This is a genomic window from Variovorax sp. Root473, from assembly GCF_001426505.1.
Lineage (GTDB): Bacteria > Pseudomonadota > Gammaproteobacteria > Burkholderiales > Burkholderiaceae_C > Variovorax.
In genome coordinates, this window is the sequence record NZ_LMEV01000012.1 from 1 (window position 1) to 13627 (window position 13627).

Annotated in this window: 11 protein-coding genes and 1 pseudogene; 6 read left to right on the forward strand and 6 right to left on the reverse strand. The window is 67.9% G+C overall.

What is annotated here, in order from left to right; all coding sequences use genetic code 11:
* Both ASD34_RS27465 and ASD34_RS05670 read right to left on the reverse strand, forming a co-directional pair.
* Nucleotides 1–156, reverse strand: a pseudogene (locus tag ASD34_RS27465) (ABC transporter permease); the annotation flags it as partial.
* 182 nt (nucleotides 157–338) lie between these two features.
* Nucleotides 339–1430 carry a tartrate dehydrogenase gene (locus ASD34_RS05670; protein ID WP_056574017.1) on the reverse strand — a complete coding sequence of 364 codons (1092 nt, stop codon included), beginning with the start codon at nucleotides 1428–1430 and terminating at the stop codon, nucleotides 339–341.
* A 272-nt stretch (nucleotides 1431–1702) separates the two neighbouring features.
* Between ASD34_RS05670 and ASD34_RS05675 the strand changes: the two genes are divergently transcribed.
* Nucleotides 1703–2560, forward strand: a complete 858-nt coding sequence (locus ASD34_RS05675; protein WP_056574021.1) for an aldo/keto reductase — start codon at nucleotides 1703–1705, stop codon at nucleotides 2558–2560.
* A 16-nt stretch (nucleotides 2561–2576) separates the two neighbouring features.
* Here the strand turns inward: ASD34_RS05675 and ASD34_RS05680 are convergent, their stop codons facing one another.
* The 4 genes from ASD34_RS05680 to ASD34_RS05695 all read right to left on the reverse strand — a co-directional run bounded on the left by ASD34_RS05680 (nucleotide 2577) and on the right by ASD34_RS05695 (nucleotide 7281).
* Nucleotides 2577–4067: a nucleobase:cation symporter-2 family protein gene (locus tag ASD34_RS05680; protein ID WP_056574023.1), complete on the reverse strand. Its 1491-nt coding sequence runs from the start codon at nucleotides 4065–4067 to the stop codon at nucleotides 2577–2579.
* Between the two features lie 179 nt (nucleotides 4068–4246).
* Nucleotides 4247–5008: a GntR family transcriptional regulator gene (locus ASD34_RS05685; protein ID WP_056574026.1), complete on the reverse strand. Its 762-nt coding sequence runs from the start codon at nucleotides 5006–5008 to the stop codon at nucleotides 4247–4249.
* Between the two features lie 14 nt (nucleotides 5009–5022).
* The gene (locus ASD34_RS05690; RefSeq protein ID WP_056574029.1) at nucleotides 5023–5760 is read right to left on the reverse strand and encodes an aspartate/glutamate racemase family protein; all 738 of its coding nucleotides are present in this window, start codon (nucleotides 5758–5760) and stop codon (nucleotides 5023–5025) included.
* 27 nt (nucleotides 5761–5787) lie between these two features.
* Nucleotides 5788–7281: an NCS1 family nucleobase:cation symporter-1 gene (locus tag ASD34_RS05695; protein WP_056574032.1), complete on the reverse strand. Its 1494-nt coding sequence runs from the start codon at nucleotides 7279–7281 to the stop codon at nucleotides 5788–5790.
* Nucleotides 7282–7532: 251 nt separating this feature from the next.
* Here ASD34_RS05695 and ASD34_RS05700 point away from each other — a divergent pair, with 251 nt between their 5' ends.
* The 5 genes from ASD34_RS05700 to ASD34_RS05720 all read left to right on the forward strand — a co-directional run bounded on the left by ASD34_RS05700 (nucleotide 7533) and on the right by ASD34_RS05720 (nucleotide 13480).
* A complete protein-coding gene (locus tag ASD34_RS05700) occupies nucleotides 7533–8036 on the forward strand; it encodes a sigma-70 family RNA polymerase sigma factor (protein WP_056574034.1) in 504 nt (167 codons plus the stop codon).
* Between the two features lie 21 nt (nucleotides 8037–8057).
* Nucleotides 8058–9035, forward strand: a complete 978-nt coding sequence (locus tag ASD34_RS05705) for a FecR domain-containing protein (protein ID WP_056574038.1) — start codon at nucleotides 8058–8060, stop codon at nucleotides 9033–9035.
* Nucleotides 9036–9189: 154 nt separating this feature from the next.
* Complete coding sequence (locus tag ASD34_RS05710; RefSeq protein WP_056574041.1) at nucleotides 9190–11673, forward strand: TonB-dependent siderophore receptor; 2484 nt, start codon at nucleotides 9190–9192, stop codon at nucleotides 11671–11673.
* 5 nt (nucleotides 11674–11678) lie between these two features.
* Nucleotides 11679–11972, forward strand: a complete 294-nt coding sequence (locus tag ASD34_RS05715; protein WP_414929865.1) for a DUF3649 domain-containing protein — start codon at nucleotides 11679–11681, stop codon at nucleotides 11970–11972.
* Nucleotides 11969–13480: a PepSY-associated TM helix domain-containing protein gene (locus ASD34_RS05720; RefSeq protein WP_082548508.1), complete on the forward strand. Its 1512-nt coding sequence runs from the start codon at nucleotides 11969–11971 to the stop codon at nucleotides 13478–13480. The genes ASD34_RS05715 and ASD34_RS05720 overlap by 4 nt, the downstream gene beginning before the upstream one ends.
* Nucleotides 13481–13627: the final 147 nt, after the last annotated feature.

The window sequence follows — 13627 nt, forward strand, 5'->3', positions numbered from 1 at the left end:
GGCCAGGGCGGCCACGGCATCGGGCGAGGCGTCCGGGCCCATGAGCATCTGCGCGGCATTGCCAGGCAGGATCTCCAGGACCAGGAAAACAATGACCGAGGCGCCGATCAGGGTGCCGATCAGCGTCAAGGTGCGCTTGAGCAGGAACAGACCCATGGTTCAGTGGCTCCGTTTTTTGTCGCTGTTCGGGGCGTGTGCCCAGGCCACCGGGTACTTCCCTCCGCGAATGTCCCCCGGCCTGCGGCCTCCTCCTTGATTTCGCTGCGGGAAGCACCCAGTGCCCTGAGCACGGGGACGCAGCGCGTTGCGTCCAACGCAAGGAGGAAGGCCAGGCGGCGTCATGCCGAAGCGATGCACTCGGCAATCGCACATCCCACGTCCACCGTGTTGGCCGTGCCGCCCATGTCGCGTGTGCGCGGGCCTTCGCTCAGCACGGTCTCGATCGCCGAGATCACGGCGGCCGAGGCTTGTGCGTACACGGGGTCATCGTTGCCCAGGTGGTCGAGCATGAGCGCGGCCGACCAGATCTGGCCGATGGGGTTGGCGATGCCCTTGCCCGCGATGTCGGGCGCGGAGCCGTGCACCGGCTCGAAGAGCGAGGGGAACTTGCGTTCGGGGTTCAGGTTGGCCGAGGGCGCGATGCCGATGGTGCCGGTGCAGGCCGGGCCCAGGTCGGAGAGGATGTCGCCGAACAGGTTGGAGGCCACGACCACGTCGAACCAGTCGGGGTGCTGCACGAAGTGCGCGCACAGAATGTCGATGTGGTACTTGCTCGTCGCCACGTCGGGGTAGCGCGTGGCGATTTCGGCCAGGCGCTCGTCCCAGTAGGGCATGGTGATGGAGATGCCGTTCGACTTGGTGGCGGCCACCAGGTTCTTGCGCTTGCGGCGGTTGGCGAGCTGGAACGCGTAGTCGATGATGCGGTCGACGCCCACGCGCGTGAACACGGCTTCCTGGATCGCCATTTCGCGCGGCGTGCCTTCGAACAGGCGCCCGCCCACCGAGGTGTATTCGCCTTCGGTGTTCTCGCGCACGACGAGGAAGTCGATGTCACCCGGCTTGCGGTGCGCCAGCGGGCCGGGCACGCCGGGCATCAGGCGCACGGGGCGCAGGTTGACGTACTGGTCGAAGTCGCGGCGGATCTTGATGAGCAGGCCCCACACGGCGACGTGGTCGGGCACCTTGGCGGGGTCGCCCACGGCACCGAAGTAGATGGCGTCGTGGCCCTGGATCTTGTCGGCCCAGTCGGCCGGCATCATCAGGCCGGTGCGCACGTAGTGGTCGCTGCCCCAGTCGAAATGGTCGTACGCGAAATCGATGCCGAAGCGACGACTCACCGCGTCGAGCACGCGCAGGCCCTCGGGCATGACTTCGACGCCGATGCCGTCTCCGGGAATGACGGCAATCCTGTGCTTTTGCTTCTGCTGCATTGACTCAACCTGTTCCTGAACCGTTTCGAAAAGGCGCGAGCGCTCGTGGCACCGGCCCGTCAAAAAATTCTAGGAGCGGGTGGGGGCTGTGCGATGGGGGTTGGCACCCACCATGCATTGACAAAATGAGAAGGCTAAAACGCCTGAACACGAGGGAGGTTAAGCAATTGATGGTCATCAAACTGACTTGAACTTCTAAAAATTAGAAGGCATTGAGGCGAAAAACCCGTACCCGCGCAGTTGCAGGGAGGCCCCTGCGTACGATCGTGCCCATGCGAACACTTCCACTCCCCACCGGCGGCGAGATGCCGGTTCTCGGTCTTGGTACCTGGCGCATGGGCGAAGACGCCACCCGTCGCGCGGCCGAGGTGGCCGCGGTGCGCGAGGCCATCGGCCTGGGCTACCGCTTGATCGACACGGCCGAGATGTATGGCGAGGGCGGCGCCGAGACCGTGGTCGGCCAGGCCGTGGCCGAGGCGCTGCGCGCGGGCGATGTGCGGCGCGACGCGCTCTTCATCGTCAGCAAGGTCTATCCGCACAACGCGAGCCGGCGCGGCACGGGCCAGGCCTGCGAGCGCAGCCTGGCGCGACTCGGGCTGGACCGCATCGACCTGTACCTGCTGCACTGGCGCGGCAACCACCCGCTGGCGCACACGGTCGAGGCGATGCACGAACTGGTGGCGGCCGGCCGCATCGCCCATTGGGGGGTGAGCAACTTCGACACCGACGACATGCAGGCGCTGGCGCAGGTCATCGGACAAGGCCCCGCTTGTGCGGCCAACCAGGTGTACCTGTCGCTCGGCGAGCGCGGCCCCGAGTTCGACCTGCTGCCCTGGCAGCGCGAACGCGGCGTGCCGCTGATGGCCTATAGCCCGATCGACCAGGGCGCGCTGGCGGGGGACGAGGCACTGGGCCGGCTGGCGGCCGACCTCGGCGTGAGCGCCGCGCAGCTGGCGCTGGCCGCGGTCATCGCGCGGCCGGGCGTGGCGGCGATTCCGAAGGCGGTGCGCAGCGCGCACCTGAAAGAAAACAGGGCCGCCGCCGAGCTGCAGCTCGATGCGACGACCCTGGCGGCGTTGGACCGGATCTATCCGGTGCCGAAGCGCAAGACGCCGTTGGCGATGATCTAGTTAAAGCAAGGTCTGCTCAGTGCGCGTCGGCGTGCTTGGCCGCCGCGATGACCGCCTCTTCGTCGTGCTTCGCGCCGTTGAGAAACAGGTTCAGCAGCACGGCCACGATCGACGCCAGCAGGATGCCCGATTCGATCAGCGAGTGAATGGCATGCGGCATCCACTGCTTGAAGTTGGGGGCGATCAGCGGAATCATGCCCACGCCGATCGACACGGCGACGATCATCGCGTTGTGGCGGTTGGTCTTGAAATCCACGCCCGACAGGATGCGGATGCCGGTGGCGGCCACCATGCCGAACATCACGAGGCCCGCGCCGCCGAGCACCACGGTGGGCAGCGACTCGACCAGCGCGGCCATCTTCGGCAGCAGGCCCAGCACGATCAGGATCACGCCGCCGGCCACGCAGACATAACGGCTCTTGATGCCGGTCACGGCCACCAGGCCCACGTTCTGCGAGAAGCTGGTGTACGGGAAGGTGTTGAAGATGCCGCCGATGAGTGTGCCCAGGCCGTCGGTGCGCAGGCCCTTGGCCAGGTCTTTCTGGCTGATCTTGCGGTCGGTCATTTCGCCGAGCGCGAGGAACATGCCGGTCGATTCGATCATCACGACGATCATGATGAGCGTCATCGTGAGGATCAGGATAGGGTCGAACTGCGGCATGCCGAAGTGGAAGGGCAGCACGATGTCGACCCAGGCGGCCTTGCCGACCTTCTCGTAGGTCATGAGGCCCGTGATCGACGCCACCACCGCGCCGATCACGATGCCCAGGAGCACCGAGATGTTGGCGATGAAGCCCTTGGCGTACTTCACGATCAGGAGGATCGACACCAGCACCAGCGCGGCCACGCCGAAGCCCGACAGGTCGGCGTACTTGGGGTTGGGCACGGTGGGCATGATCGCGAAGCCCTTGGGCACCGCGGGGATCGAGCTGCCCGGCGAGGTGACCTCGGCCAGCCACTTGGCGTACACCGGGTCGACCAGCGCGGGCGCCGTCGGGCCCACGGGGTTGCCGAAGATCCAGTTGATGCCCACGCGCATCAGGCTGATGCCGATGACCGCGATGATCGTGCCCGTCACCACCGGCGGGAAGAAGCGCAGCATGCGGCTCACCAGCGGCGCGATCAGTATCGATATCACCCCGGCGCCGATGATGGCGCCGAACAGCAGCTGCGCCCCGTTCTGCCCGGGGTTGGCGTTGGCGATGGCGACCATGGGCGCCACCGAGGCGAAGGTCACGCCCATCATCACGGGCAGCTTGATGCCGAACCACTGCGTGGCGCCCAGCGCCTGGATCAGCGTGGCGATGCCGCAGCAGAACAGGTCGGCCGAGATCAGCAGCGCGACCTCGTCGGGCGAGAGCTTGAGCGCACGGCCCACGATGAGCGGCACCGCGACGGCGCCTGCGTACATCACGAGCACGTGCTGCAGGCCGAGGGCCGCGAGCTTGCCCGAAGGCAGGCGCTGGTCCACGGGATGGACATTGCTGGAAAGGGAATCTGCCGTCATCGTTGTCTCCTGGCGCGGCGAGGGGAACGGAGCAGTGATGCGCGTCGCAGAGCCGTCGCGCACACCAGTTGTGTACGCGAAACTGTATACAATTTATGCAGCAATCCGGATTCAGGTAAACCCGAATCCGTTGAAGAAGCTCTGTGGGCGCTGTGCCGGCGACGCGCTGGCCAGGCAATTCAGGCCAGCAGCGCCTTCACCAGGTCGAGCTGCCGATCAGGCTTTTCGGTGCCCAGTTCAAGGCTCGCCTCGATGCGTTCGAGGTGCTCGATCATGCAGGTGACGGCTGCTTCCACATCGCCCTTGCGGCACAGGCGCAGCAAGTCGGAGTGCTCGTCGGACGAGCAGTGCGGGTCGTTCGACGAGTGGTAGAGCATCGCGATCAGCGAGCTGCGCGCGACCAGCTCGCGCACCATTTCAGCAAGCGTGTGATTGCCCGTGGCTTCGGCCAGCGCGACGTGGAAGTCGCCCAGCAATTTCTCGCGCACCGTGCCCATGGTGGTGCTCTGGCGCAGCGCGGTGCGCTCGAACTTGATGTGCTGCTCCAGCGCCTGGTAGTCGCGCGGCCGCGCGTTGGCGATGAACAGGCGCACCACCTCGCGCTCGAGGATGCGGCGCACGGCGAACACTTCGCGCGCCTCGTCCACCGTGGGCTGGCAGACGAAGGCGCCCTTGTCGGGAATCATCTCGATGAGCTTGTCCTTCGACAGCATCAGGAGCGCCGCGCGCACCTTGGTGCGGCTCACCGAGTAGACGCGGCCCAGCGCCTCTTCGCGCAGCCAGGTGCCCGGCGGCAGGCGCTTCTCGACGATCGCGGTAGCGATGTCGTTGGCGATGCTCTCGATGGAACTGTTCTTGTCGGCCAGCGCCGCGCCGTTCTCGGCCGGTGCGGCAACGGCGGTTGCGGAGGAGGCGGATGGTTTGGAACTGGCGCGGGGCATCCGTCGATTGTGGCTCAGCGCGTGAGCGTGAAGGCCTCGAGCGCGCCAATGATCGGCTTGGGCAAAGGCCTTGCGAGCTCGTCGCGCTTGCTGGTGCGCAGCTTCAGCGCCACCAGTGATTCGATGAGCTTGGTGCCTGCGGCCACGCCGTCGATCACCGGCACGCCGAGCACCTGCTCGATGTGCGCGCACAGGTCGGCCATGCCGGCGCAGCCGAGCACGATGCAGTCGGCGCCGTCTTCTTCCAGCGCGCGCCGGCATTCGTCGACGATGCGCTCGCGCGCGTTGGAACCGGGCTCTTCCAGTTCGAGCACCGGCAGCTCGCAGGCGCGCACGTTGGCGCAGAAGCGCTCCATGCCGTAGATCTCGGCCAGGTGCCAGGCCTGGCCCATGGTGCGGCCCAGCGTGGTCACCACGCTGAAGCGGCTGCCGATCATGCTGGCCAGGTGCATCGCGGCTTCGGCGATGCCGACCACGGGGCCGCGCGCGAGTTCGCGTGCGGCCTTCAGGCCCGGGTCGCCGAAGCAGGCGATCACGTAGCCGTCCATGCCGTCGCGCTCGCCCGCGGCGATCTCCTGCAGCAACCCTGGCACGGCCAGCGCCTCGTCGTAATGGCTCTCGATGGAGACCGGCCCCATGGCCGGGCTCACGGCCACGATCTCGGTGCCGGCGTGCGCCACCGCGCGGGCGCAGGCACCGATCTTCTCGGTCATGCGCCAGGTGGTGTTGGGGTTGATGATCTTGATGCGCACGGCGCGCTCCCTTCTTCAGTCAGTGTTTCAGGTCTTGTGGTTGCGGTTCAGCAGCACGTAGAGCACGAAGCCCAGGCCCATGCCGATGAACCACGCATAGTTGGCGGCGCCGCGCAGCGTCGGCACCATCACGCAAAGAATCGGTACCAGTGCGGACGGCACCAGCGCCTGGATCGCCTTCGGGTTGTAGCCGCCGCTGTACCAGTACTTGCCCTTCGGGCTCATTGTGTAGAGCGCGTCGACGTCGATGCGCTGCCTGCGCACGATGTAGTAGTCGGCAATCAGAATGCCGAACAGCGGCCCGATGAACGAACCCAGCACGTCCAGCGTGTAGTGGATGACCTCGGGGCTGTTGTAAAGGTTCCAGGGTGTGAGAAACACCGAACCCACTGCGGCGATCATGCCGCCCGTGCGCCAGCTGATGTGCTGCGGCGCCACGTTCGAGAAGTCGAAGGCCGGCGACACGAAATTGGCCACGATGTTGATGCCGATGGTCGCGATCATGAAGGTCAGCGCGCCCAGCACGACGGCCGTGGTGCTGTCGATCTTGCCCACGGTGTGCACCGGGTCGGTGATCAGTTCACCGAAAACGGGCAGCGTGGCGGCCGTGGTGATCACGGTGAGCAGCGAGAAGAACACGAAGTTGACCGGCAGGCCCCAGAAGTTGCCCTTCTTCACTGCATCGAAGCTCTTGCCGTAGCGTGAGAAGTCGCCGAAGTTGAGCATCGGGCCGCTGAAGTAGCTCACCACCAGCGCGATGGCCGAGAGCATCACGGGCAGCGCGTCCCAGCCCTGGAACTTGATGCCGCCCAGGTTGAGGTCGATGTTCTGCCAGCCGGCCTTCCACACCAGCCAGCCGCACAGCACGGCCATCACCACGTACACGGCCGGGCCCGCCCAGTCGATGAACTTGCGGATGGCTTCCATGCCGTGCCAGAACACGAAGGCCTGCAGCACCCACATGACCATGAACGCCACCCAGCCCAGCGCCGAGAGGCCGACGAAGCCGTACTGCGCCACATCGGCGTACGGCGCGAGGCCCGGCGCCATGTGCAGCGCCAGCACCATGAAGGCCGCCGACGCCAGGTAGGTCTGCACGCCGTACCAGGCCACCGCGATCAGCCCGCGGATGATGGCCGGGATGTTGGCACCCAGCACGCCGAACGAGGCGCGGCACACCACGGGGTAGGGCACGCCCGTCACCTGGCTGGGCTTGGCCACCAGGTTGCAGAAGATCTGCACGATCACGATGCCCACCAGCAGCGCCACCAGCACCTGCCAGCTCGACAGGCCCAGCGCGAACAGGCTGCCGGCCGTGATGTAGCCGCCCACGCTGTGCACGTCGGACATCCAGAACGCAAAGATGTTGTATTGGCCCCAGGTCTGCTTCTTGAGCGGCGCGAGGTCCTCGTTGGTCAGGCGCGGGTCGTAGCCCGGCTTGATGAGGGCGTTCGATTCCGCGTGCGGCGCGATGCCGGCTTCGCTGGCCCCCGCGGGGGCATGGCTGGCGACTGTGCTCATGGTCTTTCCTCGTGCGTGGTTGATGAGGGACTTTTTGACGCAAATTTCGCGCCGTCTTTATGGGTGCGTTATTTGTATACAAAAATTGAACCCAATCAAGACCATGCGCAAAATCATATATCCGTAGATTCCCTGATGCATGCAGCGCAACGGTGGTGGCCGGGGCGACCCCACGGAGGAACCAAACCATTACAATTGCGAACGGTTCGCATTTCAGTCGTTCCAAGCCCGCTCTCCAGAACTGCCCTCCCATGCCCGCGGCCGGACCTTCCGTCACACCCATCGAAGCGCTCTACAGCGACCACCACGGCTGGCTGCTGGCGTGGCTGCGCCGCCGCCTGGGCGATGCCTGCGATGCGGCCGACCTGGCACACGACACCTTCGTGCGGCTCATGGTGTCCTCGCGTGCCGCCCCACTCGGCGACGAGCCGCGCGCGTTCCTCACGCACGTCGCCAAGGGATTGGTGGCGGACCATTGGCGCCGGCGCGAGGTGGAGCGCGCCTACCTCGAGGCGATCGCGCACCTGCCCGAGCCGCAGGCGCCTTCGCCCGAGGCCCGCATGCTCATCATCGAATCGCTGCTGCGCATCGAGGCGATGCTGGCCAGCCTTCCGGCGCGCACGCGGCAGGTCTTCCTGCTCGCGCAGTTCGAGGAGCTCACGCTCGCGCAGATCGCCGAGCGCGTGGCGATGCCCGTGATCACGGTGCGCCGTCACATCCACAAGGCGCTGGTCGCCTGCATGTCCGTGGCCTGAGCGGCGTACGGTCCGAACGCGATGAACCGTCCGCCGCCGCTGCAGGCCCACGCCGCGCCCGACCCGGCGCTGCTCAGCGAAGCCGCCGACTGGCTCCTGACCCTGCGCTACGGCGACAACGCCGCGCGTGCGCAGGCCAGCTTCGAACGCTGGTGCCAGCAGAGCCCCGCGCACGGCCAGGCCTGGGCGCGGGCCGAGGCCATGCTGGGCGTGTTCGCGCAGGTGCCGCCCGACATCGGCAAGGACACCTTCCGGGCTTTGCAAAGACCCAGCCGCCGGCGCGGCATGGGCATGCTGGGCGCGCTGCTGCTGGCCGCGCCGGCCGGCTGGCTCGCATGGCGCCACATGCCCTGGCGCGAGTGGAGCGCCGACGTGGCCACGGCCACCGGCGAGCGCCGCTCGATGGTGCTGGCGGACGGCTCGCAGGTGGTGCTCAACACCGCCAGCGCGGTCGACATCGTGTTCACCGCCGCCGAACGGCGCATCCAGTTGCAGGCGGGCGAGATCCTCGTCACCACGCATGCCGACCCGTCGCCCACGTACCGGCCGTTCGTGGTGCAGACGCCGCAGGGCACGGTGCGAGCCCTGGGCACGCGCTTCAGCGTGCGCCGCCTCGACGACCACACCACCCGTGTCGCGGTGATCGAACAGGCTGTCGACATCCGTCCGGCGAATGGCGCTTCGCGCGTGCTGCGGGCCGGCACGCGGGCCGATTTCGAAATCGGGCGCATCGGCCCCGAGGCCGCCGTGGAGAGCAGCGCCACGCTGTGGGAGCAAGGCATGCTGCTCGCGCGGAACATGCGGCTCGAAGACGTGGTCGCCGAAATGGGCCGCTACCGCAGCGGCGTGCTGCGCTGCCATCCGGCGGTCGCCGACCTGCGGGTGTCGGGCGCCGTGTCGCTGGCCGACACCGACGCCGGGCTCGCGCTGCTGGCGCGCTCGCTGCCATTGCGCATCGAGCAGACGACCCGGTACTGGGTCACCGTGGCGCCGCGCTAGTGGCGCGCACGGTTTTTCTGCACGGCCGCCTCGTCGGTCGAAAAAATTTCGCGCGCAGGTGATCACTTTTTTCGTCTCGTCCGGTGTGAGGGGGAATGACGCATCGATGCCGATGCGCTCTCCCGCCATCACAGACACCAAAGGACGCAGACCCATGGGATCGCAGCACGCGCGCCGGCACCGGCACCTCGGGACCTTCACGGTCGCCCTCTCCACCACCGCAGTCCACGCGGCCGTCCGCATGGCATTGGGCGGCGCCGTCGGCATCGGCGCACTGGCGGCAACGCCCGTGTTGTTTGCGGCCGAGCCGGCAGGCACCGCCGCGCGTCAGTTCGCGATTGCCGCCGGCCCGCTCGCCGATGTGCTGGCGCAATACGCGGCCGCCGCCGGCGTCCCGCTGATCTTCGAACCCGGCACGCTCGCGGGGCTGCGCAGCCCGGGGTTGCGCGGGCGCTACACCGCGCGGGAAGGCTTCGAGCAGGTGCTGCGCGGCAGCGGCTACGAAGTCGTTGGCGGCGGCAGCGGTGGCTCGGTGCTGCGCAAGGCGAGCGCCCCCGTGCGCAGCAGCGTGGGCGACACCGCCGCCACGCTGTCGCCCGTGACGGTGACCGCCGCGACCGAGCGCGAGACGCCCACGGGCCGGGTCAACGGCTACGTCGCGCGGCGCAGCGCCACGGCCACGAAAACCGACACCGCGTTGATCGAGAACCCGCAGTCGGTCTCCGTGATCACCGCCGACGAAATCGGCGACCGCAAGGCCGAGTCGCTCGACGAGGCGCTGCGCTACACCGCCGGCGTCACGCCGAACCTGAAGCCCTGGGCGGTCGACGAGTTCTCGCTGCTGCGCGGCTTCGAACTCGGGACCGCCGGCGTCTTCATGGACGGCCTGCTCACGTCGGGCCGTTCCTATGCGGCGCCCATCGAGCCCTACGGCCTCGAGCGGCTCGAAGTGCTGCGCGGCCCGGCGTCGGTGCTCTACGGCAAGATGCCGCCGGGCGGCATGGTCAACGCCGTGAGCAAGCGCCCGACCGCCGACACCCTGCGCGAGATCGGCATCGAGTACGGCAGCTACAACCGCAAGCAACTCAAGGCCGACCTCTCCGGCGCGCTCGGCAGCGGCAGCGACAGCGACTGGACCTACCGCCTCACCGTGCTGGGGCGCGAGTCGAACACCCGCCTGGACCACGACCGCGACAACCGCCTCTTCATTGCGCCCGCCCTCACATGGCAGCCCAGCGCCAGCACCAAGCTCACGCTGCTCGGGCGCTACCAGAAGGACAACCAGGCCTACGCCTGGCAGAACCAGTTGGAGCAGCCCGGCGTGTTCGGCCAGCCCAGCCCGCGCGTGAACGTCGGCGGCTACGACAACCGCTGGCGCCGCGACAACAAGATGCTCGGCTACGAGTTCGAGCACAGCTTCAACGACACCTGGTCGGTGCAGCAGAGCATGCGCTACAGCGAGCTCGACCGCTCCGAGACCAACGTGTTCCCGCGCGGCTTGCGCGCCGACGGCTATACGCTCAACCGCAGCTTCTCGCCGCGCGAAACGCACTGGAAGGGCCTGCTGCTCGACACGCGCGTGCAGGCGCGCTTCGACAGCGGTCCGCTGAAACACACCGTGCTGGTCGGCGTCGATTACGCCAAGTCGCGCACCACCGACGAATTTCCATACGACCGCCCCTTGCTGTCGCCGATGAACCTGTTCGCGCCGGTGTACATGCACCAGCCGCTCGCGCCGGCCGCCGACCCCTATGTCGACCGGGTGCCGACGAAGCAGGTCGGCCTCTACCTGCAGGACCAGATCAAATGGGACCACTGGGTGCTCACGGCCGGCGTGCGGCATGACAAGGCGGACGCCACGGGCACCCGCACCTTCGGCAACACCGGCGAAAGCAGCGAGATCTACGACACCTCGGCCAGTGCCACCACCGGCCGCGTCGGCGTCGTGTACCTGTTCGATTCCGGCTGGGCGCCCTATGCGAACTACGCCACGTCCTTCTCGCCGGAGATCGGCAAGGACCTGAACGGCAACCTGCTGAAGCCTTCGAAGGGCCGGCAGATCGAAGCCGGCGTGCGCTACCAGCCGACCGCAAGGAACGCCAGCTACACGGCATCGGTGTTCGACATCGTGCGCAGCAACGTGACCACGGTCGCGCCGCAGGCGCCCGGAGAAGTCATTCAGACCGGCCAGGTCAGGTCGCGCGGGCTCGAGCTCGAAGCCCGGGCCGACGTGACGAACAACATCAGCCTCATCGCCCAGTACACCTACCTGGACACCCGCATCACGCGCAGCAACGACGGCGACCTGGGCCTGCCGCAGATGAGCGCACCGAAGCACAGTGCTTCGGTGTGGGGCAAGTACTCGTTCCCGGTGGGTGACTCGACCCGCGCGTTTGCCGCCGTCGGCGTGCGCTACCTCGGCAAGGCGCGTTCGGCCTGGGACACGGGCAATGCCAACATCACGAGCCCGAGCATTGCGATGGTCGACCTGGCGCTCGGCTTCGACCGCGGCCCCTGGCGCGTTTCGCTGAACATCAACAACCTGCTGAACAAGCAGTCGCTGATGGACTGCAACGGCAGCCTCTGCTATCGCAGTGCGGAGCGCACCGCCAACCTGAGCGCGCTCTACCGGTTCTGATGACGGTGTTGCGCGCCCCCGCGCGCCGCAGCCGCGCCGCCTTGCTGTCGCGCATCGTGGCCGCGCTGTTCGGCGGCTATGCGCTGGCCGCCCTGACCAGTGTGGCGGCGCTGGCGCTGCCCCTGGGCACCGTCGAGGCCGTGCTCGCCGGCATGCAGGCCAGTTTCCTCGTGTACGCGGGCGCGGCGATCTGGGTGTTTGCCGCACGCAGCGCGCTGCGTGCGTGGTTGGGGCTTGCGGTGGTCGCAGTGCCGCTGCTGGCCATGGCATGCAAGGTCTGGGCGGAGGCTTCGGCATGAGCGCTGCCGCGCCTCGCCTGCGCCAGGCCATGGCCGGCCTGCACACCTGGACCGGCCTGATGTTCGGATGGCTGCTCTACGCCATGTTCCTGACCGGCGCAGCGAGCTACTTCCGCGAAGAAATTTCGCAATGGATGCGGCCCGAACTGCCGGTGCTCACGCAAGCGCCGGTGGCCGCGGACAGCGCTGCGCGGGCCGTCGCCACCTTGCAGGTGCTCGCGCCGGGCGCCACGCAGTGGGTGATCGATCTGGCGGGCGCGCGCACGAACGTCGTCGCCGCCTCGTGGCGCATCGGCGAGATCGACGGCCATGCCGTGCTCGACCCGCTGACGGGCCAGGCACTGGCCGCCCGCACGACCGACGGCGGCGAGTTCTTCTATTACTTTCATTTCTCGCTGCACTACCTGCCGCGTGTGGCGGCGCGCTGGCTGGTGGGCCTGGCCACCATGTTCATGCTGGTCGCGCTGGTCAGCGGCGTGATCACGCACAAGAAGATCTTCGCCAACTTCTTCACCTTCCGCCGGGGCAAAGGCCAGCGCTCATGGCTGGACGCGCACAACGCGGTGTCGGTGACTGCGCTGCCGTTTCACTTGATGATCACCTACACCGGCCTGGTGACGCTCATGACGCTGTACATGCCCTGGGGCGCCGACAGCGCGCCTTCCGCCGCGCAGGTCCGCCCCGCGCTGCGCGCCGAAATGACGGCGCTCCTGCCGGCCGGCGCTCCGAGCGGCGCCTCAGCCGCACTGGCCGACGTGGGCGCGATGGTGCGCGAGGCGCAGCAGCGCTGGGGCCCGGACAGCGTGGCGCGCGTGATCGTCGACCACCCGGGCGATGCCGCGTCACGGGTGCGTGTCGTGCGCGACGATGCGGGGCGTGTGTCCGTCAGCCCGCGCTACCTGGTGTTCGACGGCCCGAGCGGCACGCTGCAGCAGGTCAGGGGCCAGGCGGGGCCCGCGGCCGAAACCCGCGGGGTGCTGTATGGGCTGCATGTGGCGCGCTTTGCCGATCCCGCCATTCGCTGGCTGTTCTTTCTGTCGAGCCTGGCAGGAACGGCAATGGTGGCCACCGGGCTGGTGCTGTGGACCGCCAAGCGGCGCGCGAAGCAGGCAGCGACCGAAAAACCTGCGTTCGGTTTCCGGCTCGTGGAGCGGCTCAACGTCGCCACCATCGCGGGGCTGCCCGTGGCGATGGCGGCTTTCCTCTGGGGCAACCGGCTGCTCCCGCTGGCGCTCGCGGACCGGCGCGAATGGGAGATTCACCTGTTCTTCATCGCGTGGGCGCTGGCGCTGCTTCTCGCGATCGCCAGGCCCGTTCAGCGTGCGTGGGTCGAACTGTTCGCCGCGGGCGCTGCCTTGCTGGCGGTGCTGCCGTGGGTGGGCGTGGTGATGAGGCTTCGCGAGAGCGGGGGGCTCACGGGGTTCGACATCGCGCTGTGGGGCCTGTCGCTGGTGCTGGCGGGCATTGCGATGCACCTCGGGCACCCGAAGCGAATTGCACGGCCCTAGGACTTCAGTCCGATGCGCCCGGGTGAATCGCTGCGGCGCGCGGTGCTGCAGGGCCCGCGACCCTGAGGCCGAAACAAGGAGCGAGGAGCGCATCAAGCCACCGGGCTGGCAGGTCCTCAAGCGGGCGCCGGTGATTTCATCGGTCTA

Excerpts from the sequence above, each read along its gene's own strand:
- ASD34_RS05670 (WP_056574017.1), bottom strand. The coding sequence starts at position 1,430 with ATGCAGCAGAAGCAAAAGCACAGGATTGCCGTCATTCCCGGAGACGGC.
- ASD34_RS05675 (WP_056574021.1), top strand. The coding sequence starts at position 1,703 with ATGCGAACACTTCCACTCCCCACCGGCGGCGAGATGCCGGTTCTCGGT.
- ASD34_RS05680 (WP_056574023.1), bottom strand. The coding sequence starts at position 4,067 with ATGACGGCAGATTCCCTTTCCAGCAATGTCCATCCCGTGGACCAGCGC.
- ASD34_RS05685 (WP_056574026.1), bottom strand. The coding sequence starts at position 5,008 with ATGCCCCGCGCCAGTTCCAAACCATCCGCCTCCTCCGCAACCGCCGTT.
- ASD34_RS05695 (WP_056574032.1), bottom strand. The coding sequence starts at position 7,281 with ATGAGCACAGTCGCCAGCCATGCCCCCGCGGGGGCCAGCGAAGCCGGC.
- ASD34_RS05700 (WP_056574034.1), top strand. The coding sequence starts at position 7,533 with ATGCCCGCGGCCGGACCTTCCGTCACACCCATCGAAGCGCTCTACAGC.
- ASD34_RS05705 (WP_056574038.1), top strand. The coding sequence starts at position 8,058 with ATGAACCGTCCGCCGCCGCTGCAGGCCCACGCCGCGCCCGACCCGGCG.
- ASD34_RS05710 (WP_056574041.1), top strand. The coding sequence starts at position 9,190 with ATGGGATCGCAGCACGCGCGCCGGCACCGGCACCTCGGGACCTTCACG.
- ASD34_RS05720 (WP_082548508.1), top strand. The coding sequence starts at position 11,969 with ATGAGCGCTGCCGCGCCTCGCCTGCGCCAGGCCATGGCCGGCCTGCAC.